General features: G+C 72.3%; 22 protein-coding genes. 12 read left to right on the top strand and 10 right to left on the bottom strand.

The genetic code is table 11. The annotated features are described in order from the left end of the window. Positions 1–17: 17 nt before the first annotated feature. Positions 18–752: an aggregation-promoting factor C-terminal-like domain-containing protein gene (locus tag BJ981_RS38170; RefSeq protein WP_239139492.1), complete on the bottom strand. Its 735-nt coding sequence runs from the start codon at positions 750–752 to the stop codon at positions 18–20. Positions 753–1,153: 401 nt separating this feature from the next. Here BJ981_RS38170 and BJ981_RS15370 point away from each other — a divergent pair, with 401 nt between their 5' ends. The 3 genes from BJ981_RS15370 to BJ981_RS15360 are packed head-to-tail and all read left to right on the top strand — an operon-like array spanning position 1,154 to position 3,833. Beyond that, positions 1,154–1,828 carry a response regulator gene (locus BJ981_RS15370; RefSeq protein ID WP_184611963.1) on the top strand — a complete coding sequence of 225 codons (675 nt, stop codon included), beginning with the start codon at positions 1,154–1,156 and terminating at the stop codon, positions 1,826–1,828. Next, entirely contained in the window at positions 1,825–3,264 is a 1,440-nt protein-coding gene (locus BJ981_RS15365) for a sensor histidine kinase (protein WP_184611960.1), read from the top strand. Before BJ981_RS15370 ends, BJ981_RS15365 begins: the two co-directional genes overlap by 4 nt. Positions 3,265–3,278: 14 nt before the next feature. Further along, a complete protein-coding gene (locus BJ981_RS15360) occupies positions 3,279–3,833 on the top strand; it encodes a hypothetical protein (protein WP_184611958.1) in 555 nt (184 codons plus the stop codon). Positions 3,834–3,846: 13 nt separating this feature from the next. Here the strand turns inward: BJ981_RS15360 and phoH2 are convergent, their stop codons facing one another. The 4 genes from phoH2 to abmR all read right to left on the bottom strand — a co-directional run bounded on the left by phoH2 (position 3,847) and on the right by abmR (position 9,219). Then, positions 3,847–5,118: an RNA 5'-3' helicase PhoH2 gene (gene phoH2, locus BJ981_RS15355; protein WP_204070500.1), complete on the bottom strand. Its 1,272-nt coding sequence runs from the start codon at positions 5,116–5,118 to the stop codon at positions 3,847–3,849. Between the two features lie 305 nt (positions 5,119–5,423). Then, complete coding sequence (locus BJ981_RS15350) at positions 5,424–6,185, bottom strand: isoprenyl transferase (RefSeq protein ID WP_184611956.1); 762 nt, start codon at positions 6,183–6,185, stop codon at positions 5,424–5,426. 361 nt (positions 6,186–6,546) lie between these two features. Then, the gene (locus BJ981_RS15345) at positions 6,547–8,331 is read right to left on the bottom strand and encodes a phosphoenolpyruvate carboxykinase (GTP) (RefSeq protein ID WP_184611954.1); all 1,785 of its coding nucleotides are present in this window, start codon (positions 8,329–8,331) and stop codon (positions 6,547–6,549) included. Positions 8,332–8,715: 384 nt separating this feature from the next. Continuing rightward, positions 8,716–9,219, bottom strand: coding sequence for an ATP-binding transcription factor AbmR (abmR, locus tag BJ981_RS15340; RefSeq protein ID WP_239139493.1), 504 nt, complete (start codon positions 9,217–9,219; stop codon positions 8,716–8,718). A gap of 136 nt (positions 9,220–9,355) precedes the next feature. Between abmR and BJ981_RS15335 the strand changes: the two genes are divergently transcribed. Further along, entirely contained in the window at positions 9,356–9,964 is a 609-nt protein-coding gene (locus BJ981_RS15335; RefSeq protein WP_184611950.1) for an acyl-CoA-like ligand-binding transcription factor, read from the top strand. Positions 9,965–9,968: 4 nt separating this feature from the next. Here BJ981_RS15335 and BJ981_RS15330 read toward each other — a convergent pair whose 3' ends face one another. From BJ981_RS15330 to BJ981_RS15320, 3 genes are all read right to left on the bottom strand, one after another. Next, positions 9,969–11,288, bottom strand: a complete 1,320-nt coding sequence (locus tag BJ981_RS15330) for a C40 family peptidase (protein WP_239139494.1) — start codon at positions 11,286–11,288, stop codon at positions 9,969–9,971. Between the two features lie 194 nt (positions 11,289–11,482). Continuing rightward, complete coding sequence (gene greA / locus BJ981_RS15325) at positions 11,483–11,983, bottom strand: transcription elongation factor GreA (protein ID WP_184611948.1); 501 nt, start codon at positions 11,981–11,983, stop codon at positions 11,483–11,485. 89 nt (positions 11,984–12,072) lie between these two features. Further along, complete coding sequence (locus tag BJ981_RS15320; RefSeq protein WP_184611946.1) at positions 12,073–12,510, bottom strand: DUF4307 domain-containing protein; 438 nt, start codon at positions 12,508–12,510, stop codon at positions 12,073–12,075. Between the two features lie 132 nt (positions 12,511–12,642). Here BJ981_RS15320 and mca point away from each other — a divergent pair, with 132 nt between their 5' ends. Genes mca through BJ981_RS15305 form a run of 3 tightly spaced genes read left to right on the top strand, consistent with a single transcriptional unit; the run spans position 12,643 to position 14,199 of the window. Continuing rightward, positions 12,643–13,527, top strand: a complete 885-nt coding sequence (mca, locus tag BJ981_RS15315) for a mycothiol conjugate amidase Mca (RefSeq protein ID WP_184611944.1) — start codon at positions 12,643–12,645, stop codon at positions 13,525–13,527. Between the two features lie 34 nt (positions 13,528–13,561). Continuing rightward, positions 13,562–13,834: a hypothetical protein gene (locus BJ981_RS15310; RefSeq protein ID WP_184611942.1), complete on the top strand. Its 273-nt coding sequence runs from the start codon at positions 13,562–13,564 to the stop codon at positions 13,832–13,834. 50 nt (positions 13,835–13,884) lie between these two features. Next, a complete protein-coding gene (locus tag BJ981_RS15305) occupies positions 13,885–14,199 on the top strand; it encodes a GNAT family N-acetyltransferase (protein ID WP_184611940.1) in 315 nt (104 codons plus the stop codon). A gap of 34 nt (positions 14,200–14,233) precedes the next feature. On the opposite strand, the gene BJ981_RS15300 is transcribed toward BJ981_RS15305, so the two are convergent. Then, complete coding sequence (locus tag BJ981_RS15300; RefSeq protein ID WP_239139495.1) at positions 14,234–15,379, bottom strand: hypothetical protein; 1,146 nt, start codon at positions 15,377–15,379, stop codon at positions 14,234–14,236. 444 nt (positions 15,380–15,823) lie between these two features. Continuing rightward, positions 15,824–16,408, bottom strand: coding sequence for a hypothetical protein (locus tag BJ981_RS15295; RefSeq protein WP_184611936.1), 585 nt, complete (start codon positions 16,406–16,408; stop codon positions 15,824–15,826). A 130-nt stretch (positions 16,409–16,538) separates the two neighbouring features. Between BJ981_RS15295 and BJ981_RS15290 the strand changes: the two genes are divergently transcribed. The 5 genes from BJ981_RS15290 (at position 16,539) to BJ981_RS15270 (ending at position 25,806) form a co-directional block, all read left to right on the top strand. Next, a complete protein-coding gene (locus BJ981_RS15290; RefSeq protein ID WP_239139496.1) occupies positions 16,539–20,924 on the top strand; it encodes a cation-translocating P-type ATPase in 4,386 nt (1,461 codons plus the stop codon). Between the two features lie 377 nt (positions 20,925–21,301). After that, on the top strand, positions 21,302–21,988 hold the full coding sequence (locus BJ981_RS15285) for a RibD family protein (protein ID WP_184611934.1): 687 nt from the start codon (positions 21,302–21,304) through the stop codon (positions 21,986–21,988). Next, the gene (locus BJ981_RS15280; protein ID WP_184611932.1) at positions 21,985–22,476 is read left to right on the top strand and encodes a cytidine/deoxycytidylate deaminase family protein; all 492 of its coding nucleotides are present in this window, start codon (positions 21,985–21,987) and stop codon (positions 22,474–22,476) included. The genes BJ981_RS15285 and BJ981_RS15280 overlap by 4 nt, the downstream gene beginning before the upstream one ends. Before the next feature lie 51 nt (positions 22,477–22,527). Beyond that, positions 22,528–23,355, top strand: a complete 828-nt coding sequence (locus BJ981_RS15275) for a phosphatase PAP2 family protein (protein ID WP_184611930.1) — start codon at positions 22,528–22,530, stop codon at positions 23,353–23,355. 705 nt (positions 23,356–24,060) lie between these two features. Then, entirely contained in the window at positions 24,061–25,806 is a 1,746-nt protein-coding gene (locus BJ981_RS15270; protein ID WP_221314709.1) for a choice-of-anchor P domain-containing protein, read from the top strand. Positions 25,807–25,808: the final 2 nt, after the last annotated feature.

The following is a 25,808-nucleotide window of genomic DNA, read 5'->3' as shown; positions in this document are numbered from 1 at the left end:
GGACGCGCGCGCGACGATCAGTACCAGCCCACCGACTGCGAGTGGCCCCAGGCGCCGCACGGCGACTTGTAGCGGGCCGCGATGTAGCCGAGGCCCCAGGAGATCTGGGTGGCGGGGTTGACCTGCCAGTCACCGCCCGCGCTGGCCATCTTGCTGCCGGGGAGGGCCTGCGGGATGCCGTAGGCGCCGCTGCTGCGGTTCATGGCCCGCTCGTTCCAGCCGCTCTCCTTGTCCCAGAGCTTCTCCAGGCAGCCCCATTCGCCGCCCCAGCCGCGGGCGGCGGCCATCTTCTGGCCGATGGCCTTGTTGCTGCCGGGGTCGGGCTTGGAGCCGGGCGGGAACGCCTGCGGGTTGAACCCGCCGCCGCCGGGAGCCTCCTTGACGATCTTCACGGAGTCCCAGTCGGGGCCGTCCTTCTCGCGCGCGCTCTTGAGGTTGCGCGCGCGGGCGGCCTGCGCGGCGGACGCCTTGAGCGCGTCGGCCTCGGCGTCGGGCGCGAAGGGGTCGTCGGCCATGCGGGTCAGATCGTCCAGGGACAGCGGCTGGCTCGGGGCCGCCTCGTTCTCCTTCATGGTCTTGACCGTGAACACGCCGAGCGCGGCGACGACGGCGACCGACAGGCCGATCACCGCGATGCGCTTGGGGGTGAGCCACGACCCGTCCCGCTTGGGGCGGGCACGGCCGCGCGGGGGCCGGGGCGGCTGCTCCTCCCGCCTGCCCTGTCTGTCGCGAACCTGCTGACCTGAGCTCACGGCGATGAGCTTGCCGTGACCCGGGGGGTACTCCGCAACCGGAACGTGGAAGTTTTTTGCCCGTTAGATGACCTAACCAGCCGGTAACGTGCGCTTTTCAACGGCGGTGTGATTTTCGTCACACGAGGCCCCCGGCGGCCCGCCCTCCGGATCCCCGCACCGGAGGGCGGTGGAGCGCGGTGCGCCCCGGGGTGACGTCCGCGCGGTCCGGGCCCGGGACGGCAGGGGACGGCGGGCGTGCGATCCCCTGCCCCAGGACACCGGTCCGGGCACGTCGAACGCCGGCGCGCACCGATGCGGACGGTCCCCAGCGTGCAGGGCCAGTGTCGGGGTCCCGTGGGCGCCACGTCACAGTTCCGTGACATAGAAGGGGATAAAGGACTTTCAGCAATAATGTGCGGGTGGCCGGCATCCTCCTCGTAGAAGACGACCCCTCCGTACGGACGGGCCTGGAGCTGGCGCTCACGCGACAGGGACACTCGGTCACCGCCTACGCGACCGGGGAGGAGGCCCTGGACCACGTGCGCGCCCGCCGTCCGGAGATCGTGATCCTCGACGTCATGCTCCCCGGCATCGACGGCGTGGAGGTGTGCCGCAGGATCCGCAGGCTCGACTCGCTGCCCATCATCCTGCTCACCGCCCGGGGCGACGACCTCGACATCGTGGTCGGGCTCGAGGCCGGCGCCGACGACTACGTGGTCAAGCCGGTCGAGCCGCGCGTGCTGGACGCCCGCATCCGCGCCGTGCTGCGCCGCCTGGAGTCCGCCTCCGCCGACCGGATCAGCTTCGGCGACCTGGTCGTGGACCGGGGCGCGCTGAAGGTCACGCTGGCCAACCGCGAGATCCACCTCACGCCCACCGAGCTGCGCCTGCTGCTCGAACTCGTCCGCCACCCCGGCCAGGTGCTCAACCGCCGCTACCTGCTGCGCGCGGTCTGGGACCACAACCACGTGGCGGACTCCCGGCTCGTGGACGCCTGCGTCCAGCGCATCCGCGCCAAGATCGAGCCCGTACCCGCGGAGCCCGTGTACATCCACACCGTGCGCGGCTTCGGATACCGCTTCAGCCCGCCGTGAGGCTCGGCCGCCGGCGCCCGACGGGACTGCGCGTCCGGCTGGTCATCACCTTCATCCTGGTGGCGGTGACCGCCTCCGCGCTGGTCGCGGGCATCGGATACCAGCTCGTCCGCCGCGCGCTGCTGGAGCGGGCCGAGAACGGCGCCACCGTGGACGTCCGCGACGTGCTGCAGCGCATCTCCCTCCCCATCGGCACCAGCGACCTGTTGTGGCCGACCGACTCGGCGGTGTCGGAGAACGACCTCAACGCGCTGGCCGAGTCGCTGGACGGCCCCGACCGGCAGGTCATCCTGCGGTACGGCGACCGCGAGCGGCTGAGCAGCGGCACCATCCTCGGCCTCGCCGACGTGCCGGCCGAGCTGCGCCAGAAGGCGGCCACCCGCATGGTCCGCCAGCGGCTGATGATCAAGAACGAGCCGTGGCTGCTGATCGGCACGCAGGTCCACCGGCTGACCAGGACGGGCGCGGTCCGCCCCACCGGCATGACCGTCTTCGTCTTCGTCTCCCTCAAGGAGGAGGAGGGCGTCCTCGTCCGCCTCCGCACCGCGCTCGCCCAGTCGTCCGGGATCACGCTGGCCATCGCGCTGACGGTCGCGCTCGTGTCCGCGCGCAGCGTGCTGCTGCCCGTGCGCAGGCTCGGCGAGGCCGCGCGGGCGCTCGGCGCCGGACGGCTGGACACGCGCCTGCCCGTGCACGGCCGCGACGAGCTGGCCGACCTCACCGCGACCTTCAACGACACGGCCTCGGCGCTCGAGCAGACCGTCTCGGAGCTGCGCGCCCTGGAGGCCATGTCGCGGCGGTTCGTGGCCGACGTCTCCCACGAGCTGCGCACCCCGCTCACCGCGATGACCGCCGTCACCGACATGCTCACCGAGGAGGCCCAGCACCTTCCCCCCGACGCCGGCAAGGCCGTCGACATCGTGGTCCGCGAGATCGACCGGCTGCGCGTCCTGGTCGAGCACCTCATCGAGGCGAGCAGGCTGGACTCGGGCACCGCCCTGCTCATCAGGGAGAACGTCGACGTCGGCGTGGCGCTCGCCGACTGCCTGGAGATCCGCGGGTGGACGGGGCGGGTGCGGGTGGACGACGCGCGGGGACTGTCGTTCTCGCTGGACCCGCGCCGGTTCGACGTCATCGTGGCCAACCTGGTCGGCAACGCCCTGCGCCACGGCGCGCCGCCCGTGACCGTCGCCGCGCGGCGGCTGCGCAGCGGGCTGGAGGTCAAGGTGCGCGACCGCGGCAAGGGCATCCCGCGCGAGGACCTTCCGCACGTCTTCGAGCGGTTCTACAAGGTGGGCGCGGGCCGCGCGCGCAGCGAGGGCAGCGGGCTCGGCCTCGCCATCGCCAAGGCCAACGCCGAACTGCACGGCGGCACCATCCGCGTGGAGCTGTGCGACCCTGGGACGCAGTTCACCGTCTGGATACCCCACCCGTGAGACCCGCGAGCCCCATGAGATCCCTCCGCCTGGCCGGGCCCGTCCTGGCGCTGGCGTGCGCCCTCGCGGCGGCGGCGTGCGGGGTGGAGCCGACCCGGGTGGCGGACGCGGGCCCCGCCCCGGTGATCAGCGCGCGCGGCGCGGCCGGCACGATCTACCTGCTGCGGGGCGGGCGGCTCGCGCCCAAGAACGTCACCACCGCGTCGCCGGCCGTCGAGGACCTGATCACGGCCCTGTTCGAGGTGGGCAGGCAGCCGGGGGACGGGCTCGGCACCGCGCTGCGCGGGTTCCGGCTGGAGCAGAGCGTGCTCGGGCGGTACGGCGTGGACAGCGGCGTGCGCAACGACCCGGAGAACCCCGTGGGCCTGCGCCTGCACGTGATCGTCAACGGTCCCGGCACGCTGGGGAGGACGGCGATGGCCCAGATCACCTGCACCGCGCGGCTGCGCGAGGAGATCTGGGCCGTGAAGATCACTCAGACGACGCCCAAGGGGCCGCTGGCCCTCGGTGAGCACACCTGCAAGGAGTACCACCGGCTGGCGGCCCCGAGCGTGAACCTTCCGCCGTGACGAGGGCCGCCGCTCAGATCGTGATGTCCTCCAGCATCTCGGTCACCAGGGCGGCGATGGGCGAGCGCTCCGAGCGGGTGAGCGTGACGTGCGCGAACAAGGGGTGGCCCTTGAGCTTCTCGACGACGGCCACGACGCCGTCGTGGCGGCCCACCCTGAGGTTGTCGCGCTGGGCGATGTCGTGGGTGAGCACGACGCGGGAGTTCGCGCCGATGCGCGACAGCACGGTCAGCAGGACGCCGCGCTCCAGCGACTGCGCCTCGTCCACGATGACGAACGCGTCGTGCAGCGACCGGCCGCGGATGTGCGTGAGGGGAAGGACCTCCAGCATGCCGCGGTCGAGGACCTCCTCGATCACCTCGGGCGTGGTGACCGCGCCGAGCGTGTCGTACACCGCCTGCGCCCAGGGCCCCATCTTCTCGTTCTCGGTGCCCGGCAGGTAGCCGAGCTCCTGGCCGCCGACGGCGTACAGGGGACGGAAGACGACGACCTTGCGGTGCTGGCGGCGCTCCAGGACGGCCTCGAGGCCGGCGCACAGCGCGAGCGCGGACTTGCCGGTGCCCGCGCGCCCGCCGAGCGAGACGATGCCGACCTCGGGGTCCATGAGCAGGTCCAGGGCGATGCGCTGCTCGGCGGAGCGGCCGTGCAGGCCGAAGACCTCGCGGTCGCCGCGCACCAGCCGCACGGACTTGTCGGGCAGCACGCGCCCGAGGGCGGAGCCGCGCGCCGACAGCATGCGCAGGCCGGTGTGGGTGGGCAGCTCGCGAGCCTCTTCGTGGTCCAGCGTGCCGTGCTCGAAGAGGTTCTCGATGTCGTCGGTGGTGACCTGCAGCTCGTGCATGCCGGTCCAGCCGGACTCCACGACCAGGTCGGCGCGGTACTCCTCCGCGGTCAGGCCGATCGAGGCGGCCTTGACCCGCATCGGGAGGTCCTTGGAGACGAGGACGACGTCGCAGCCCTCGGCGGCGAGGGTGCGGGCGACGGTGAGGATGCGGGTGTCGTTGTCGCCGAGCCGGAACCCGGCGGGGAGGATCGCGGGGTCACTGTGGTTGAGCTCGACCCTGATGGTGCCGCCCTCGCCTATCGGCATGGGCTCGTCCAGCCTGCCGTGCCGTACCCGCAGATCGTCGAGGAAGCGGAGGGCCTTGCGGGCGAAGTACCCCAGCTCCGGGTGATGGCGCTTGGCCTCAAGCTCGGTGATGACGACGATCGGTAGGACGACTTCGTGCTCGGCGAAGCGGCTCATCGCCGCCGGGTCGGACAGGAGGACAGAGGTGTCCACAATGTAGGTACGCCTGGACGGCGTCGGGCTACCGGATTCAGTGGACGGGTTGGTCGAGGACACTGCCACGCGTTCTCCCCCGGGCGCCAGAGTGCAGCGCCCTGCCAGATGAGGTGGTGAACGGACCGGGCCCGGCTGCGCGCTCCCGCGAGGCGACGCCGGATACCGGCCCTCCTCGTCGAACGGCGACGCAAGGCGGACCCTCTCCCGAAGTAGGCCGTATGGACTGCCTACTGTTTACGGTACGTCGTGAATCCGCCCGGCCCAACGGCGTGAAGGGCGGGGATAGATGGATTTCACCGGGCGTTTCAGTTGCCGTACCGTCGGTGGCGCGCGGCGTACGAGCGGAGGGCCCGCAGGAAGTCCACTCTGCGGAAGTCGGGCCAGTAGGCCTCGCAGAAGTAGAACTCCGAGTGGGCGCTCTGCCAGAGCAGGAAGCCGGAGAGCCGCTGCTCTCCCGACGTGCGGATGAGGAGGTCCGGGTCGGGGAGGCCGCGCGTGTAGAGATGCTCCGCGATGTGCTCCACATCGAGGGCCTCGACGAGTTCCTCGATGCTCGCGCCCTTGCTGGCGTGCTCCTGGAGGAGGGAGCGCACCGCATCAGCGATCTCACGCCTTCCTCCATACCCAACGGCCACGTTCACAATCAGCCCAGGACGGTGCGATGTTACTTCTTTCGCATCTTTAAGGACTCTGGCCGTGCTGTCCGGCAGGAGGTCTAACGCGCCCACCGGGTTGACGTGCCAGCCGCCGGCGACCAGCCCTTGCACCGTGCCCTCGATGATCTCCACGAGCGGGTCGAGCTCTTCCTTGGGACGGGAGAGGTTGTCGCTCGACAGCAGCCACACCGTGACGATCTCGACCCCGGCCTCGCGGCACCACACCAGCAGCTCGGAGATCTTGTCCGCGCCCTTCTGGTGGCCGTGGCGGACGTCGCGCAACCCCATGGCCCTGGCCCAGCGGCGGTTGCCGTCGACGATGACGCCCACGTGGCGCGGTATCTGGCTCCCGGACAGCTTCGATTCGAGCCGGCGCTCGTACAGCCGGTACACGAGATCGCGCGCGCCCATGGAGACCTCCCCTTCGCCGCCCGTCCGCTTCCGGACGTTGACAACACGCAATTATCACGTGCCCGGGCACTCGCCCGCCCCCAGCTTGTGTCACGGGCCAGCGCCGGGAAGGCGTCTTCTCGGTGTCCGCACAACATCCGCACAACATCCGCGCGGTCTCTGCGCGGTCTCTGCGCAGTCTCCGGGCTGTCCCTGAGCAGTCTCTGGGCACTCTCTGGGCACTCTCCGGGCATGGTGCGACCGGCTCGCGGGCGCGGGCGCCGGCGAGCACGGTCAACCATGATCTACGCGACGAGGCGAAACCTTTACCTGGCCGCGCCGACTCGGACATGACCCGCCTGACCCCGTCGGGGTCGCGGGGTCAGCCGAGCCGCCGTACCAGGGCCTCGTACTCCTCACGCAGTTCGGCGGGCAGGTGCGAGCCGAACGTCTCGAAGAAGCCCGGGATCAGCGCCGCCTCCTGCCGCCACACCTCGCGGTCCACCGACAGCAGCGTGCCGAGGTCCTCCTCGGTCAGGTCCAGGCCGTCGAGGTCGAGGGCGCCGTCGGCGGGGAGCAGGCCGATCGGCGTCTCGACCGCGTCGGCGCGGCCGTTCAGCCGCTCGACGATCCACTTCAGCACGCGGATGTTCTCGCCGAACCCCGGCCACACGAAGCGCCCGGAGGCGTCCTTGCGGAACCAGTTGACGTAGTAGAGCCGCGGCAGCTTGGCGGGGTCGGCCTTCTTCCCGATCTCGATCCAGTGGCCGAAGTAGTCACCCATGTTGTAGCCGCAGAACGGCAGCATCGCGAACGGGTCGCGGCGCAGCTCGCCCACGGTGCCCTCGGCGGCGGCGGTCTTCTCCGAGGCGACGTTCGCGCCGAGGAACACCCCGTGCTGCCAGCCGAACGACTCGGTCACCAGCGGGACGGCGCTCGCGCGGCGGCCGCCGAACAGGATCGCCGAGATCGGCACGCCCTTCGGGTCGCGCCACTCGGGGGCGATCGTCGGGGCCTGGGCGGCCGGCGTGGTGAAGCGGGCGTTCGGGTGCGCGGCGGGCTCGGACGAGGCCGGCGTCCAGTCGCGCCCGCGCCAGTCGGTCAGGTGCGCCGGCGGCTCGTCGGTGAGTCCCTCCCACCACACGTCGCCGTCGTCGGTCAGCGCGACGTTGGTGAAGATGCTGTTGCCCCACAGCGCCTCGACCGCGTTGGCGTTGGTGGACATGCCGGTGCCGGGCGCGACGCCGAAGAACCCGGCCTCCGGGTTGATCGCGTACAGGCGGCCGTCCGCGCCGAAGCGCATCCAGGCGATGTCGTCGCCGACCGTCTCGACCTTCCAGCCCGGGATCGTGGGCTTCAGCATCGCGAGGTTGGTCTTGCCGCACGCCGACGGGAACGCCGCGGCGATGTAGCGCGTCTCCCCGGCGGGCGGGGTGAGCTTGAGGATCAGCATGTGCTCGGCGAGCCAGCCCTCGTCGCGCGCCATCGCGCTGGCGATGCGCAGGGCGTAGCACTTCTTGCCGAGCAGCGCGTTGCCGCCGTACCCCGAGCCGTACGACCAGATCTCCCGGGACTCGGGGAAATGGCTGATGTACTTGGTCGGGTTGCACGGCCACGGGACGTCCTGCTGGCCGGGCAGCAGCGGCGCGCCCACCGAGTGGACGCACTTCACGTAGTCACCGCGCTCCTCGATCAGCCGCAGCGCCGCCTCGCCCATGCGCGTCATGATCCGCATGGAGACGGCGACGTACGGGGAGTCGGTGATCTCGACGCCGAGCTGCGAGATCTCGCCGCCCAGCGGGCCCATGCAGAAGGGCACGACGTACATCGTGCGGCCCCGCATCGACCCGCTGAAGAGGTGGTCGAAGGTGCCGCGCATCTCCGCGGGCGCGATCCAGTTGTTCGTCGGCCCGGCGTCCTCCGGGTCCTCCGAGCAGATGAACGTGCGGTCCTCGACACGCGCGACGTCGGAAGGGTCCGAGGCCGCGTGGAAACTGTTCGGGCGCTTGGCGAGGCGAGTGAAGGTCCCCTGCTCGACCAGCAGGTTCGTCAGTCGCGTCCATTCGGCCTCCGAGCCGTCGCACCACTCGACGCGGTCCGGACGGGTCAGTTCGGCGATCTCCTGCACCCACGCGACGAGCTCGGAATGGGTCGTCGGGGCGGTCATTTCAATGGAAACTGACACTGGGCCGGCTCCTTACTCTCAGGCCAAACATCATTGACGACGAACGCCCGCGAATCCAAGTTGGCGTAGACCAGTCGGTGAAACGCAGGTGCAAGAGCACCCCAAATCGGGGAGATCGTCGCACGCATTTCACTTTCGTTTCCGCCGGATAAATTCGGAGCGTCGCCGTGGCTCCGGCCTGCCGCGACGGCACGCACGTCGCAGCAGGCAGGGGCCTCGATGATGCGGGGCAGTTTACCCGCCGCTGACCGAGATAAAAGTGCGCGCCCCGGCCGACCCTCGTACTGTCCCGAGGGGGCCGGGGCAAACATTGGTATAGGCCAATTGCAATGGTCTATGCCTGTCGGCGCAGTGGTTCAGTCCAATTCAGCCATTGAGATCGGGGCCCGAGGAACGCACCCGGTCCACGTGCTGGAGGGCATCGCGCAGGTCAGCGAGCCACGTGTCGGTCTTGCTCCCCACCAGACGCACGCACCACGCCAGGGCGTCGCTGCGGCTGCGCGCGACCCCCGCCGCGACCAGCGTGTCCAGCACACGTCGTTCCTGCTGGCGCAGCCGGGTCATGACGGGGACGGAAAGGGTGGTGAACATCACTGTCTCGTCGCCGCAGGAGACGCCCCAGGAGACCTTGCGGCGGAACCGGTGCTCGGCCTCGCGGGCGATCTCGATGCGCCGCTCGCGGGTCTCCTCGCGGAAGCGCTGGATGTGGCCGTCCAGCAGCGCGGCCCGCTCGGCGTCCTGGACGCCCTCCGCGGCCGAGGGCACCGGCAGCGTGCCGACGACCGCGACCTCCTCACGGTCGATGACGAACTCGTGGCGTCCGCCGAACCACTGCTCGGGCAGCCGGCCGGTGAACCAGGACGTGATCACAGACTCATCTGTATCCATGTAATCCAAATTACACCGCTACGGGCGTACGGCAAGGGGTGGTCGTCCCGGTGGAGCGCTACCGTGCGCCGTGCGCGCGAAACCGGTGGCGGGCGCCCGATCCGGCCACAATGAGGGGATGAGTTCACCTCCGCGCGCCGACCGGCCCGCCGGTCTTCGCGAACGCAAGAAGGCCAAGACCCGGCAGGCCATCCAGGAACACGCCCTGCGGCTGTTCACCGAGCAGGGCTACGACGCCACGACCGTCGAGCAGATCGCCGAGGCCGCGGAGGTCTCCCCGAGCACGTTCTTCCGCTACTTCCCCACCAAGGAAGACGTCGTCATGCGGGACGACTACGACCCCATGATCGCCGCCGCCTACCTGCGGCAGCCCGCGTCCCTCGGCCCGCTGGCCGCGATGCGGGCCGCGATGGGCGAGGTCTTCACCGAGGTCTTCGAGGCCGACGAGCGGACGATCCGGCGCCGGATCGAGCTGATCTGGTCCATCCCGGCCCTGCGCGCCCGCCAGGTCGAGGGACAGCTCGCGACCATGGCCGCGCTGGCCTCGATGCTGGCCGAGCGCACCGGCCGCTCCGCCGACGACCTTCGCGTGCGCGCCGCCGCCGGCGCGGTCATCGGGGCCTGGATCGCCGCCATGGAACGCTGGGTCGTCTCCGGGCGGGACGTCTCGCTGCCCGCCCTGATGGACGAGGTGCTGGCCTTCCTGGAGGAGGGCATGCCCCTGTAGTGCCTCAGCGCACCCGCGCGGCCACCACGGGGCTCACCCGCACCACCCCGGCCAGGTTCCTGGTGGAGACGGGCGAGAACTTCACGACGTCGCCGGTGCGCGGCGCCTGGAGCATCTTGCCGTCTCCCCAGTAGATCGCGACGTGCGAGATGTAGCCGGGGTTGGTCGGGTCGGAGCGCCAGAACAGCAGGTCGCCCGGCTGGGCCTGCGACAGCGGGATCTGCGGGCCCGTCACCCACTGCTGGTGGGTGACGCGCGGCATGCGCACCCCGGCCTGCGCGAAGGCCCACTGGACGAGGCCCGAGCAGTCGAAGGTGTCCGGTCCCTCGGCGCCCCAGACGTACGGGCGGCCGACCTTGCCCGCGGCGGCGGTGAGCGCCACGCGGAGCTGCTCCGCCGTCATGAACGAGCCCGAGGGCCAGGTGCGACGGGCCTCGGCGGGCCGTTCGAGCACCGGGTTGATGAGCGCGACCTGGGTGCCCTTGGGCAGGGCCTTCAGGATGGCCTCCCTGAGCCGGTTCAGGTTCACGCCGGGGGCGCTGACGACCATCGCGTTGCGCTCGGGGATGCCGAGCGAGCGTGCCACCTGCGTCGACACCACGGCGTTGATCAGGCCCATGCCCATGGTCGCGTACGCCCCGACGCGCAGCTTGAGGCCGCCGCCGTTGACCGTGGAGCCGAGCTTCACGCCGCCGTCGCTGCCGAGCACGAACGACACCGCGACGTCGCCCGCCGCCACGCTGTTCCAGAGGGCGTCCGACCGGGCCGTGGGGCGCGGGGTGAAGGCGCGGAACGTGGAGGGGTTCACGCCCATGGTCTGCACGCGCTTGCCGTCCATCATCACGTCGGCGGCGTCGGTGACCTCGACGGCCTCGACGCCCTTGTAGGCGTTGACCGCCTGGACGGCCGCGGCGGGCAGCGTGCGGCGCGAGACCACGAACAGGTGGGGGGCGTGCGCCCGGGTCAGCGGCGCGACCTCGGCCCGCGTGGGCGTGACCGGCAGCTCGCCGGTCGCCGCGACGTACCCGTCGCGCCTCGGGACGGCGTCGCGGGGGGCGCGGGCCGCGACGGCCTGGGGCTCGCCTTTGACCAGCTCGCCGTAGACCATGAGGTCGGCGGCGAGGACGGCGGCCAGTAAGAGCCCGACGACCGGCACGATCCTGCGCGCCAGGCGCGGGGGCCTCGGGGGGCGGCGGACCGGCTGGAGGTTGGGATGGAAACGAAGATCTTCGCGCACCTCGCCGAGCACTCCGCCGACGCGCTCACGGAACCCGGCGCGGCTCTCTCGGGCGACGGACGAGCCCCGCGGTCGCCGATCGAGCACGATTCCCCCATTCGACGTGATCTACCGCTAACCGGTCAGTGTTTGATTCTTGCCGACTCAGCCGCCGATGTCCGTAGTTCACCCTAAACAGTCTTGATCCGCCGGAGCGGCGCTCCGGCGGATCAAGACCCCGGCCTGGCCGGGAAGTCGGGGGGAATTCCTGGAAAACGGGCGGGAGCCGGCGGTCGCGCCGCTCAGCCGCCGATGTAGGGAACGGCCTCCAGGATCTCGACCGTGTTCGTCCTGCCGTTGGGCATGGTGTAGGTGGCCTTCTCGCCGATCTTCTTGCCGTTGATCGCCGAACCGAGCGGCGACTTCGGCGAGTAGACGTCGATCGGCGCGCCGCTCTCCTCACGGGAGGCGAGCAGGAAGGTGACCTCGTCGTCGTCGCCCGCGAAGCGGATCGTCACCGTCATGCCGGGGCCGACCACGCCCTCGGTGCGGGGGGCCTCGCCCACCCTGGCGTTGTCGAGAAGCTGGCGGAGCTGGAGGATGCGGCCCTCCATCTTGCCCTGCTCCTCCTTGGCGGCGTGGTAACCGCCGTTCTCCTTGAGGTCGCCCTCTTCGCGGGCGGCCTCGATCTTCTTGGCGATGTCGACACGCCCGGGCCCCGAGAGATACTCAAACTCCGCCTTCAGACGGTCGTACGCCTCCTGCGTCAACCAGGTGACGTTCTCTTCGCGGGAGTCGACCACGGGTTCTCCTTGCGTACTCGTGAGAGTTGCGAGCGTTCGAATCGGGGGAGACTAACAAATTAACCCGATCGAACGCTTTCCCAAAAGTCTCATTGTACGAGATAGCAGTACTGCACGTGGCCCGATGTCGCGCGGGCGCTCGTCGTGACCCGCTCGGTGAACCGCCCATCCGCCTGCCCGGCGGGGATGGAGACGTCCCTGGCGCCCACCTCGACGTGCTCGGTGTCGGTGGCCCGCAGGCGGCACACCGCCGCGCGATCGGCCGCCTTGTGCGTCTGGAAGGTGATCGTCACCGCGTCGGACCCCTGGACCTCGAACGCGATCACCTCGCTCTGCACGTCCGGGTCCCCCTTGGCGGTCATCATGACATAACCCCAGCCGCCCATCGCCGCCGCCACGACGACAGCGATGATCACGAGGACCACGGACCGCCCCGCGCGCCCGTTTCGTCCCGTACGGTCGGGAAACGCGTCAGGGGTGCCCAGGACCGGCGCGTCCGCGCCCGAGCCGACACCTCTTTCAGCCATGACGGAATCTCCCAGCGGTCCGGCGACGTTGCACGAGACAATTGTCCCCCGCGAGGGCGACGCCCCCCGCGTCGCCCCAAGAGAAACTAACCTCTCTTGAGAGCTGTCCTGGACACTTGAGGAGACCGAGCCGTGGTTGCACCCCTGAGGTTGCTGGCCGTACACGCGCATCCCGACGACGAGTCGAGCAAGGGGGCCGCCACCATGGCCCGCTACGCCTCCGAGGGCATCGACGTGCTGGTCTGTACCTGCACCGGCGGGGAACGCGGCTCCATCCTCAACCCCAAGATGGACCGTCCCGACGTCCTGGAGAACCTCACCGAGATCCGCCGCCAGGAGATGGACAAGGCCCGCGAGATCCTCGGGGTGCGGCAGAGCTTCCTTGGCTTCGTGGACTCCGGGCTTCCTGAGGACGAGAGCGAGCCCCTGCCCGAGGGGTGCTTCGCGGTGCAGCCCCTGGAGACCGCCGCGGCCCCGCTGGTCGCGGCCGTCCGCGCGTTCAGGCCGCACGTGATCATCACCTACGACGACGACGGCGGCTACCCCCACCCCGACCACATCATGACCAACAAGGTGTCGGTGGAGGCCTTCGAGGCCGCGGGCGACCCGGACCGCTACCCGGGCCTCGGCGAGCCGTGGCAGCCGCTGAAGCTCTACTACCACATGGGCTTCACCCGCGCCCGGTTCGAGGCGCTGCACGAGGCCATGAACGACCGCGGCATCGGCTCCCCCTACGCCGACTGGATCTCCCGCTGGGAGGACCGCCCGCAGAAGTGGGAGGTCACCACGCGCGTCCACTGCGGCGACTTCTTCGAGGCCCGCGACCTCGCGCTGCTGGCCCACGCCACCCAGGTGGACCCGGACGGCTCCTGGTTCGTCTGCCCGCGCGAGCTCCAGCAGGAGGTCTGGCCCACCGAGGACTACCACCTGGCCCGCTCGCTGGTCGACACCGAGATCCCCGAGAAGGACCTGTTCGCCGGCATCCAGGCCGACGACGCCTCACCGGCCCGCCGCTGAGAGGGGCCAGGCCCCCGGGTGGCAGACTTGACGGGTGACTGAATTCGCCGTGCTCGCGGCCGTCGCCCAGCCGACCTCCCCGGTCGGGCCCGGGCTCCTCGGCTTTCTGGTGGTCGCCGCCATCGGCGTCGCGCTGTATCTGCTCGTGAAGTCGATGAACCGTCAGATCTCCAAGATCGAGGTGCCCCGCGAGGAGGACCTCGTCAAGCACGAGGCGTCCGAGCGGAAGTCCGAGCCGAAGTCCGAGCCGAAGTCCGAGCCGGGTGAGGGCCCCGGTTCCGGGCAGGCCGGCGAGGGCACCCGCTGAGCTCGACCCGTCACCCCGACCCACCGACCCACCGTCAAGGAGAGCCGTCCATGGAGCATGCGGTCGACGTCGCCGACAACCCCGAGGCCAGGCGGTACGAGATCCGGGTCGACGGCAAGCAGGCCGGGTTCGCCGACTACCGCCTGCGCGGGGACCGGATGGTCTTCACGCACACCGAGATCGACGAGGAGTACGAGGGCCAGGGCCTCGGCGGCGCCCTGATCCGCGTGGCGCTGGACGCGGCCCGCGACACCGGGCTGCGGGTCGTGCCGCTCTGCCCCTTCGTGGCGGCCTACATCGAGAAGCACCAGGAGTACGCCGACCTGGTGGCCGAGGCCCCGCCGGAGTCCGAGCCCGCCCGCTGACGGGCCCTCGCGCGCCCGGCCCGCCGTCGAGGCGTCAGCCGGGCGACCAGGCCAGCTCCAGCGCCTTCGGCAGCCCCCACCAGCCGAGCGGGGTGAGGATCGCCCGCTCGTCCACGATGCCGAGCCCCATCCACAGCGGCATGACCGAGGTGAACAGCTCCTCGGTGGTCCGCAGGTCCTCGGGGTCGTCCATGTCGACGTCGATGTCCTCGGACTCGGCGACGAACCGGGCGATGCGTTCCGGCGAGGCCAGCACGCCGGGGCCCCGCCGGGCCAGCGCCGTCACGGCGGCGAGCCAGTCGGCGTGGTGGATCGTGCACAGGGCGGCGAGCGCGGCGTCCTCCTCGCTCAGCTCGGCCTCCAGGTTCCAGAACTGATGGGCCTCCTCGTCCTGCAGGTCGGAGACCGGGGAGGCGATGCCCGCCGCGACCGTCAGCCACAGGTCGGCGTCGCCCTCGGGCAGCGGCCCGTCGTCGATGCCGGCGCAGGCCCGCAGCACCGAGCCCGGATAGCCGGGTTCGGCGAGCACCGCGCGCAGCCGCCGCGCGGCGGCCTCCAGCTCGGCGAAGGGCAGCGACGGCTCGGGCAGGTCGGCGAGCACCCGCCGCAGCTCGCTGAGCGCGAACGCCTCCTCCTCGTCCCAGGTGGCGAAGAGACCTTCCTCCAGCTCGTCGTTGACGGCCGAGCCCGGCACCCGGCCGTCGGGCAGGGGCGAGGCCAGCCAGCGGTCCTGGATGTCCTCGTACGCCTCGCGGGCCTCGGCGTCGCCGGACGCGAGGCGGTCGGGGTCGATCCGGCCGTCGGCCACCTGGTCCTCCAGGTGGGCCACGAGGAGGCCGTACAGCTCCGAGGCCACGGGGCCGCGTTCGTCCTCCTCCGGCCAGACGAAGTACGCGCGGGTGATGAGGATCGGCTCGGTGCCGGTCGCCTCCAGCCACCTCTGCACGTCTCCGACCGTGGCCGCGCCCGCCTCGATGGAGGCGAGGGTGGCCTTGGCCGAGTCCCAGAACGGCGCGGACAGGGGGTTGCCCGCGGCGAACATGGCCCTGCGGATGTCGGGAAGCGCCACGAGCGCCTGCCCACTCGGGACCGCCAGCAGAGCTCTGGCGATGTCTCGCCTGGTCAGGCGGGCCGGAGACCGTCCGGCGTGCGCGCTGACGAAGTCCAGATCCAGCCTCACGCCCTCTGAGATTACGCCCATGGGGGCGAACGCGACAGCACCGCAGTCCGCCCGGTCGGGGCTGCTAAGGGCTCGTCCGGATATGTCAAAGGATCGGAAAGGACGGCGGGTTTGGCGCTGGTCATCCCTCTTGAGCTGGGCAAAAGGTGAATTGAAGCGATTGTTGAGCACCTGAGGAGGGGCTATGACCGTGACTCCGACGTCACGAACCGGACGTACAGCGACGCCATCGGCATCCGGGGCCAACGGCGACCTGTTCAGCATGGACACGCCTGTCGTCAGCTTCCACGTCCACCGGCCCCACATGCCTCGCATGCCCAGGATGCCTCGTATGCCGCGCCTGACCGGCGCGACGACGGGCGAGACGGGGCGCCGCGGCCAGGAGATGAGCCGGGCCGTCGAGACGGCCCGCACGTTCCTGCCGCCGACCGAACGCGTCGCCTATTACGGCGGCCTCGGCCTGCTCGCGGTGCTCGGGCTGCTGGAGTGGCCCGTGGCCGCCGCGATCGGGGCCGGAACCGTGATCGCCCAGCGCGCCTGCGCCGCCGCCGGTCGCAGGGCCGGCGGGGAGCCGTCCGAGGAGCGGCCGGCGCGCCCGGCCGCGCGCGCCACGACCCGGACGACCAGGACGACCACGCCGGGCACGCGCGCCGGCCGGACCACCGCGCGCGGCGCCACGACCCGCACGCCCGCGCGCACCACGACCTCGCGGACGACCGGCACCACCTCCCGGACGGCCCGGACGGCCGGAACGGCCGCGCGGACCGCCGGGACGCGGTCCCGGACCACGGGGACCACCACGGGGACCACCGGCGCCACCTCGCGCTCACGGACCACCGGGACGACCCCGCGGGCCGGCGCCTCGCGGACGACGGGCACGTCCAGGACGACCCGCGCCACGGGCACGACCGGCGGAACACGGTCGCGGACGACCGGCACGTCCAGGACGACCGGCGCCGCCTCGCGGAGCACCCGCGCGACGGGCGGCGCCACGACGCCGGCCGCCACGACCTCCGGGACCGCCGCCACGCCGAGGACCACTCCGCAGACAGAGGGGCGTACAACGCCCTGACCTGGGCAGACTCATCAACGAACGATCAGGCCGCGCATGGTTCGCGCGGCCTGATCCGCTTGTACCACCGGGGTTCGTGGAGGCGTCGTGTTCCTGCTGCGTGGACTCGGGGGTGGCCTCGGGGGTGGACTCGGCCGTGGACTCAAGGTTCCGGCCGCCGCCCTGGCCTCCCTGCTGCCCGATCAGGTCCGGGGGCTGCTGCCCTGCCCGCGGCGGGTCCACGCGTGCGCGGGGGGCCTGCGCGTCGAGCTGCGCCACGTCGGCGGCGGGGCGGCGGCGGCCCGCGCGCTGGAGAAGCGCCTCCTCCGGATCGACGGCGTCACGCGCGCGGAGGTCAACGGGGCGCTCGGCTTCGTGTTCGCCGGCTGCGACCCGCGGCGGGCCGACGTCGCCGCGCTGGTGTCGGCCGTGGACGAGCTGGACGTGCCCGGCGGGGACGACGGCGGGCGCACGGCGCGGCACGCGGCGGACCGGCAGGCCCGCGCGCTGGTGGAGCTCGGCGCGGGGCTCGCGGGCATGGGCCTGACGCTGGCGGGCCAGGTCGTCCGCGTCGCCAGGGTCCCGGCCGCGTTGCCCGCGCTGCTGCAGCTCGCCGAGGCCGCGCCACGCGTCCGGCACGAGGTGGAGCGCCGGGTCGGCCGTCCTACCGCGAACGTGGTGTTCGCCACGGCGCGCTTCACCGCGCAGACGCTGGCGCTGCGTCCCCTCGGCATGCTCATCGAGTCCCTGGCCGCCACGGGCCGCCTGGCCGAGGCGCGCGCGGGCCTGCGCGCCTGGCACGACGCCGAGGAGCGGCTCGCCGCCGCCAAAGGCTCCTACCGCCACCTCAGGACCGCCTGCGCCGCACGCCCCGTCCCCCTGCCCTACGGCCCCATCGAGCGCTACGCCGACTCCCTGAGCGTCGGCGCGCTGGCCTCCTACGGGGTGACGTCGCTCCTCAGCGCCCACCAGGAACGCGCGCTCGCGATGCTGGTCTCCGCCACGCCGCGGGCGGCCAGGCTCGGCAGGGACGCGTTCGTGAGCACGCTGAGCCGCGCCGCGGCGCACCGTGGCGGGCTCGTGCTCGACCGGGACGCGCTGCGCGGCATGGACCGCGTGGACACGGTCGTGTTCGACGCCGACGCGCTGACACGGAACACCTGGACCGTCCACGAAGTGATCATCATGGACTCGGGCGTGGACGTCGACGAGCTGCACGCCCGCATCTACACCATGCTCGAAGGCGCGGACGCGACCCGGCGGCACGAACGCGACGACTGGGCCGCCGAGCCGCTGGCGGCCGTTCCCGCGACGGCGCCGCACTGGAGCGACAAGGGCGTGCGGCCGGTCGCGGTGACCCTGAACGGCGAGACGGCCGCGTTCGTCGGCGTGGTGCCCGATACGCCGCCCTGGGCCGAGGCGCTGGTCGGCGCGGCGCGGGGCACGTGCGCGGTGGTGCTGGCCGGCGGCCATCCGAGCCTGTCGTGGCGGCTCGGCGCGGAGACCTCCGTGCCCGGCGGCGACCGGCTCGCCCGGTCCGTGCGGGCCCTGCAGAAGGACGGCCACGGCGTCGCGGTGGTGGCCGCCCGCCCGCGCCGCGGCCTGCGCGAGGCCGATCTCGGCATCGGCCTGCTCGCCGGACGGGACCGCACGCCGTGGGACGCCGATGTGATCGGCGGGCCCGAGGTCGCGCACATGCTGCTCACCGCCTTCGCCCCGGCGAGAGTCGCGAGCCGCCGCGGGCTGAAGGTCTCCGCGGCGGGGTCCGCGGTCGGCGCCGGGCTCACCGTGCTCGGCCCGGCCGCAGGGGCGGTGCGCCGGGTGCAGCTCGCCGGGGACTGCGCGTCCCTGGCCGCCCTCGCCACCGGCGCCTGGTCGGGACGCGATCTCGGCCGCGGGCGGCTGCCCGAGCGGGCCGACCGCACCCCCTGGCACGCGCTGCCCGCCTCGGACGTGCTGGAACGCCTGTCCACCAGCCTGTCGGGGCTGACCGAGGAGGAGGCCGCGCGCCGCGGGGACGGCCGGCGTCCCCGGCCGCGCGCCGTCCGCCTGCCCCTGCTCCGGGCGACCGCCGAGGAGCTCGCCAATCCTCTGACCCCGGTGCTCGCCACCGCGGCGGGCGTGTCGGCGTCGGTGGGCTCGGCCCTGGACGCGGTGCTCATCGCGGGCGTGCTGGCCGTCAACGGGCTGATCGGCGGCGCCCAGCGCCACAACGCCGACCGGGCGCTCCACCGCCTCACCGGCGCCACCGCCATCTCCGTACGGGTGCGCCGCCCCTCGGGGACCGTGTCCGCCACCGCCGGCGACCTCGTCCCCGGGGACGTGATCGAGCTGCGCGCCGGCGACGCCGTCCCGGCCGACTGCCGCGTGCTCAAGGCCAGGGGCGTGGAGGTGGACGAGGCGCCGCTCACCGGCGAGTCGCGGCTCGCGGCCAAGTCCGTCCTGCCCACGGCGGCGCTCGCGGTGGCCGAGCGCAGCTCCATGGTCTACCAGGGCACCACCGTGGCCGCCGGCGAGTGCCTGGCCGTGGTCGTCGCGACCGGCCCGGCCACCGAGGCGCGGCGCACGGCCGAGTTCGAGCGCGGGCAGGTGCCGCCGACCGGCGTGGAGCTGCGGCTGCGCGCGCTGAGCAGGCAGATCATGCCGGTCGCCGTCGGGTCGGGCGCGCTGCTCATGGCCACCAACCTGCTGCGCCGCTCCCCGCTGGCGGGCGCGCTCGCCCCCGCCGTGAACCTGGCCGTGGCCGCCGTCCCGGAAGGGCTGCCGTTCATCGCCACCGTGGCCGAGCTGGCCGCGGCCAAACGGCTGTCCACCCGCGAGACCCTGGTGCGCAACCCTTCGACGATCGAGGCGCTCGGACGCGTGGACGTCCTGTGCTTCGACAAGACCGGCACCCTCACCCAGGGGAGCATCAGCCTGCGCGGCATCTCCGACGGGCGCGTGGAGCTTCCCGCCGACGCCCTGCCCGCCGACTACCGGCGCATCCTGGCGGCGGCGCTGCGAGCCGGGCCGAAGTTCGACGGCGAGGGGGTCGTCCCCCACCCCACCGACCGGGCGGTGATGGAGGGCGCGGCACGGCTCGGCGTGGACCCCACCGAGGGGCTGCCCGGGTGGCGGCGCGTCGCGGAGCTGCCGTTCGAGTCGGCGCGGGGCTACCACGCCGTGCTCGGCACCGCGCCGGCGTCCCGGCACGGCACGCGGGCGCGCGGCGGGCGTCCGCACGTGCTCAACGTGAAGGGCGCGCCGGAGGTCGTGCTCACCCGCTGCGTCACGATGCTCAGCGACGGCCAGGTGGCGCCCCTGGACGACGAGGCCGCCACCACGCTGGCCAAGGAGGTCGACCGGCTCGCCCAGCAGGGGCTCCGCGTGCTCGCCGTCGCCGAACGCGCCGCCTCCCGCCGCCTGGACCTGGACGAGTCGCGCATCGACGGGTTGTGCTTCCTGGGGTTCCTCGGCCTCGCCGACCCGGTCAGGCCCACGGCGGCGCGCAGCGTCGCGCGGCTGGCGCGGGCCGGCGTCCGCATCGTCATGATCACCGGGGACCACCCGAGCACGGCCGAGGCCATCGCCGCGGAGCTGAACGTCGTCAACGGGCCGCGGATCATGACGGGGCCGCAGCTCGACCGGCTGGACGACGCCGCGCTGGCGAAGGTGCTGCCGGAGGTGTCGGTCTTCGCCCGGGTCACGCCCGCCCACAAGGCCCGCATCGTCGAGGGCCTCCAGCGGGCGGGCAGGGTGGTCGCCGTGACCGGCGACGGCGCCAACGACGCCCCGGCGATCCGGCTCGCCGACGTCGGGGTGGCGCTCGGGTCGCGCGCCACGCCCGCCGCGCGGGCCGCCGCGGACGTCGTGGTGACCGACGACCGCATCGAGACGATCGTGGAGGCCATCGTCGAGGGGCGGGCGATGTGGAGCTCGGTCCGCGACGCGCTCGGCATCCTGCTCGGCGGCAACCTCGGCGAGATCGTCTTCACGGTCGGGTCCAACCTGCTGGCCGGGCGCAACACGCTGAACGCCCGCCAGCTCCTGCTGGTGAACCTGCTCACCGACATGCTGCCCGCGCTCGCCGTCGCCGTGCGCCCGCCGAGCGCGACGAGCCCCGAGACGCTGCTGTCGGAGGGGCCGGAGGCGTCGCTGGGCGAGGCGCTCAACCGGGACATCTACGCGCGGGCCGCCACCACGGCCGCAGCCGCCTCGCTGGCCTGGACGTTCGCCCGCTACACCGGGACGGCGTCGCGCGCGGACACGGTCGGGCTGATCGGCCTCGTGGTGGCCCAGCTCGCCCAGACGGTGGCGGCCGGGGGCAGGGACCGCACGGTGCTGCTCGCGGCGTCGGTGTCGCTGGCGTCGCTGTTCGTGGTGATCTCCGTGCCGGGGCTGAGCCACGTGTTCGGCTGCCGTCCCGTGGGCCCGGTGGCCTGGGGCATCGGGCTGGCGGGCGGCACGGCGGCGGGCCTGGCGACGCGGGTGCTCGGCCGGCCGTCCGGGGGGTGACGGCCCGGTCACCAATCGTTCACCGAACGGTCACCTCGATACGGACAAAGCACTACAGACATCCCTCATCATGGATGAAGCAACCCAAATGTCCTGTGAGGTTCCCATGTACAACTTCCTTGCTTCTGTGCTGGCCAAGGCCGCGGTCCTGCTCGCCGAGGCCATCGTCATCCGCCTCGTCCAGACCTGGATCGACAGGGCCACCGCCCCGCAGCACGCCTGATCCGCCCGGGGCTGGCGCCACCGGCGTCCGTCCAGAACCCGGACGACTCTCCACCCCGCGATCCCGCGTCGTCTTCCGTCCCCCGGACGGGGGCGCGTGGATGCCACCGGGCGGCCGGGTCCATGATGGAGGGCATCCGTCGTGGAGGTCCCCGGTGACGAGCCGTCCGTACGTCCTGCTGTCGGTCGCGATGTCGATCGACGGCCACATCGACGACACCTCGGGCACGCCGCTCGCCCTGTCCAACGACGCCGACTTCGACCGCGTCGACGAGGTGCGCGCGGGCTGCGACGCCATCCTGGTGGGACCCGGCACCATCCGCGCCGACGACCCCCGGCTGCTCGTGCGCTCCGCCGCCCGGCGCGCGGACCGTGTCCGCCGGGGGCTCGCCGAGACGCCGCTCAAGGTCACCCTGACCCGCGACGGCGACCTCGACCCCGGCCGCCGCTTCTTCACCCTCGGCGACGTCGAGAAGATCGTCTACGCCGAGAGCCCGTGCGCCGACAAGGCCCGCGCCCGGCTGGGCGGCGTGGCCACCGTCGTGGACGCCGGCGACCCGCTGGACCCGGCCGGCCTCCTCGCCGACCTGTCGTCCCGCGGCGTGCGCCGGCTCATGGTCGAAGGCGGCCAGGCCGTCCACACCCTCTTCCTCACCGCCGGCCTGGTCGACGAGCTGCACGTGGTCGTCGCCCCGTTCTTCGTCGGCGACCCCTCGGCGCCCCGCTTCGTCGCCGGGGGCGTCTTCCCGTACGATCCCGCCCACCCCCTGCGCCTGGCCGAGGCCCGCCCCATCGGCGACGTGGTCCTCCTGCGCTACCACCCGACGGAGCCCCCCTCATGACCACCTCCCCCACCCCCTCCGGCTCCGGCGCGGCCGGGGCGACGGGCGAGGACGCGCGGTGGCTGCGCGCGTGCGTCGAGCTCGCGCGCAGCTGCCCGACCTCCTTCACCGCGTTCGCCGTGGGATGCGTCATCGTCGGCGACGACGGCGCGGCGCTCGCCACCGGCTACTCGCGCGAGGCCGACCCCCACGACCACGCGGAGGAGGCCGCGCTCGCCAAGCTGGCCCCGGACGACCCCCGCCTGGCGACCGCCACCCTCTACACCTCGCTCGAACCCTGCACCACCCGGGCCTCCCGCCCGCGCGGCTGCACCGCCCTGATCCTCGCCACGCCCATCCCCCGCGTCGTCTTCGCCTGGCGCGAACCCGACCTCTTCGCCGACTGCACCGGCGCCGAAACCCTCCGCCGGTCCGGCCGCCAGGTGACAGAGGTCCCCTCCCTCGCCGCCGAGGCCCGCCAGGTGAACGCCCACCTCTTCGAGAAGTGATCGGCCAGGACCGGCACGAACTTCCGGCGCGCCGGCTCCGTCCAACAAGCCATGATCAGTTCACGTGAGGGGGACCCCGGCGGGTTACCGCGCCTGCTCTCGGGCGTCCGCTCGGTCGTGTTCGCCGGGAGAGGGGGCGGGCGGCCCGCCCCGCTCGTGGAAGCCGCCGGCCTGCTGCTGGTGATCCTGCTGTTCACGCGGATCCACGCCGCCCTAGGGACGGACGCCGCGGTCGCGACCGCCAACGCCCTGACCCTGCAGTCCATGGAGCGCGCCCTCCACCTGGACATCGCGCTCGCGGCGAACCGATGGCTGACCGGACATCCGTTCCTGATCCCGCCGGCGGTGTACTACTACCGCCTCTACTACCTCGTGCTCCTCGGTGTGCTGGTGTGGGTCTTCGTCCGGCACGCCGACGTCTACGTCAAGGTCCGCCGGACCCTCGTGGCGATGACCGTCCTCGTGCTGCCGGTCTACTGGGCGGTGCCCATGTCGCCCCCGCGGTTCGCGCTCCCGGGCGTCGTCGACATCATCGCCGCGCACGACATCTTCGGCGGCCCTGCCACCCGGGACGCCGCCGCCGGCGCGACGTCGTTCTCCGCGATGCCCAGCATGCACGTGGGATGGTCGCTGTGGTGCGCGTACGCCGCGTGGTGCGCGCTGCGGGACTCCCACCCGCGAGCGGCGTTGCTGCCGTGGCTCTTCCCGCTGGGCATGGTGGCGGTCGTCCTCGTCACGGGGAACCACTACGTGCTCGACATCGCCGGAAGCTTCGCACTGCTCGCCGTCTCCCTCGCCGCCGCGGCGGCCTGGGGCCGCCTCGCCGAGCGCCGCGGAGACGGCGGCGGGGGCTCTCGTTCGGTGGGGTGGGCCGGTTAAGCTGCATCGGAGCCATTCGCGGCGCTACAGATCATCGTAAGGAGCAGGACGTGTACAAGGAGTTCGCAGTAGAGGCCGTGATGTGGCTGATCCCCATTATCGTGCTGATCGGCATCGCCCTCATGGTCACCAACCCCTGAGCGCGCATCGGGACAGCGCCCGGGCCGAGGGCCCAGGCTTCGGAAGACGGCGCGCCGCCGGACGAGCGGGCGCCGTCTTCTTCATGTTCGGCACCTTTGCCGGGAGATCTGGTATTTCTCCCCTTCGCGGAGAGCCGCCCGCATCACGGCCCCGCTTGCGTGGCGGGCCTTTCGCTTTTCAGACCAGAGACCATATTGCCCGAGTATTCGGGTCCGATGAGTACGCGACATCCTGATATATGCCCTCATATCGGCAGGACTGAAAAAACACGCCGAAGTAGGAATATTCCGAAGATTCCCTACAGGCGACACACGCGGCCACGGACGCGCCACCACGTCACGATCATGGCGATGAGCAGCTAGATCACCGCAGGCGTCACCGGACGGGAAACCCGGCCCGGCTTCCTCTGTTTCGGCCGCCAGCGTACGGCACATTACAGCCCGCCGACCTGGCCCACCGTTTTCCAAATCGATGCGAATTCCATGCCCTGACCGAGATCCACCGACCGTTCCCGAGCATTTACATTCGGTGAAGTCGATCGGTCAACAGAAAGGGATTACGCACGTGAGACTTTCACGCGTACGCGGTCTGCGCGGTCGCGCGCCGGGCACGCGGCGCGGCGCCCCCGCCGCGTTCGCCGCGCTCGTCCTGTCGGCCACAACGATCGTCCTCCTCCCGCCCGGCGCCGCCCAGGCGCACTCCCCGGCGCGGGCGCTCGCCGCGCCCAAGGCCCCGAGGGTCGTCTTCGCCGAGAACTTCGAGAACGGGCAGGACGGCACGCCGACCCTCGTCACCGGCTACACGGGCCCCGCGCCCGTCGCGCAGGCCTACACCGCCGACCCGGTCTTCCTGGCGAACTGCAACGGCTGGATCGTCTCGCGCCGCGCCCCGGACGCCGTGCCGCCCGCCACCGGCTGCGGCGGCTGGTGGGGCTCGGTCAAGCAGCTCGCCGGCACGCTCGGCAAGTGGGCGGGCGGCGACCCGGAGACCAACCACGCCGTGACCGCCTACACGCACGCCGACCCGGGCGCGGGCAAGACCCAGCTCCAGGCGGCCAAGCCCGTCGCGATCGGCGCGCCGAACCGCTTCCTGACCTTCTCGGTCGACGTGGCGGAGGTGAACTGCTACGCCAACCACGCCAAGCTGGGGTTCTACCTGCTCGACGGCGCCCGGGCGGTGCCCACCTTCACGACACCGATCGAGCCGTGCGTGGACGCGTCCACGGTCGTCGACGGCATCGCGGTCGGCACCTACACCGGCAACGGCCCGGTGCTGTTCGACGGGTCCACGGTCGGGCTCCGGCTGGTCAACTTCCAGGGCAGCGGGTACGGCAACGACCACGCCTACGACAACGTCCGCGTCCTGGACGTCACCCCGCAGCTCGACGTGGACTACTCCCCCGCCTCCGCCGAGGTCGGCAAGCCCGTCACGCTCACCTTCACGGTCACCAACACCAGCGAGCTCGCAGTGAAGAAGGGCTGGTCGTTCACCGAGCGGCTCCCGGCGGGGCTCGTGCCCACGGGGACGAAGCCGGTCACCACCTGCGCGGACGCGACCGTCACCCCCTCGGCGGGGCAGATCAAGGTGACGGGCACGCTTCCCAAGGGCACGGCGTCCTGCACGGCGAAGGTGGAGGTCACCGCGGCCCGCGCGGGCACCTACGAGACGTGTGCGGCCGATCTCACCGCCCACGCGGGCGTGCTGCTCCCCGAGTGCGCGCGCGTGCGCTTCGTGCCGCCGGTCCTGGTCTTCGACGCCCACGCGTACGGCGTCAAGGCGTCCACACCGCCGGTGGGCATCCCGCCGCTGGCGCCGTCCGACATCTCCTGCACCATCAAGCCCGGCGAGGACAAGAACACGCTCGCCGGCGCGCCGATCCCCGGCGTGGGCTCGCTGGCGGTGCTCTCGACCCGCGCCTCGGGAGTGGTCGACGCCGCGGGGCTGCGCACGGCCTCGGCCTCGGCCACGACGGCCCGCCTCGACCTGCTGCGCGGCGTGATCACCGCCGATGAGATCGTCGCCACGGCGAAGGCCGCCGACGACGACACGGGGAAGGTCACCGCCACGGGCGAGGTGCGGCTGACCAACCTCAGGATCAACGGGAGGCAGGTCGTGGACCCGCAGGTCAACCTGACGATCGACGTGCCGCGGGTCGCCAAGGTGATCGTCAACGAGCAGGTGCCCGGGCCCGGCGGCCGGGGCGTGACGGTCAACGCGATCCACGTCCGCACGCTGGCGGGCGTGGAGGTCATCGTGAGCCACGCGCGGGCGTCGCTCACCGTTCCCGGGCAGACCTGCCCGATCATCTGATC

Source organism: Sphaerisporangium krabiense (assembly GCF_014200435.1).
In the GTDB taxonomy this organism is placed as follows: Bacteria; Actinomycetota; Actinomycetes; order Streptosporangiales; family Streptosporangiaceae; genus Sphaerisporangium; species Sphaerisporangium krabiense.
The sequence above is the reverse complement of the archived record's forward strand: the minus strand, read 5'-3'. Positions and strand labels throughout refer to the sequence as shown.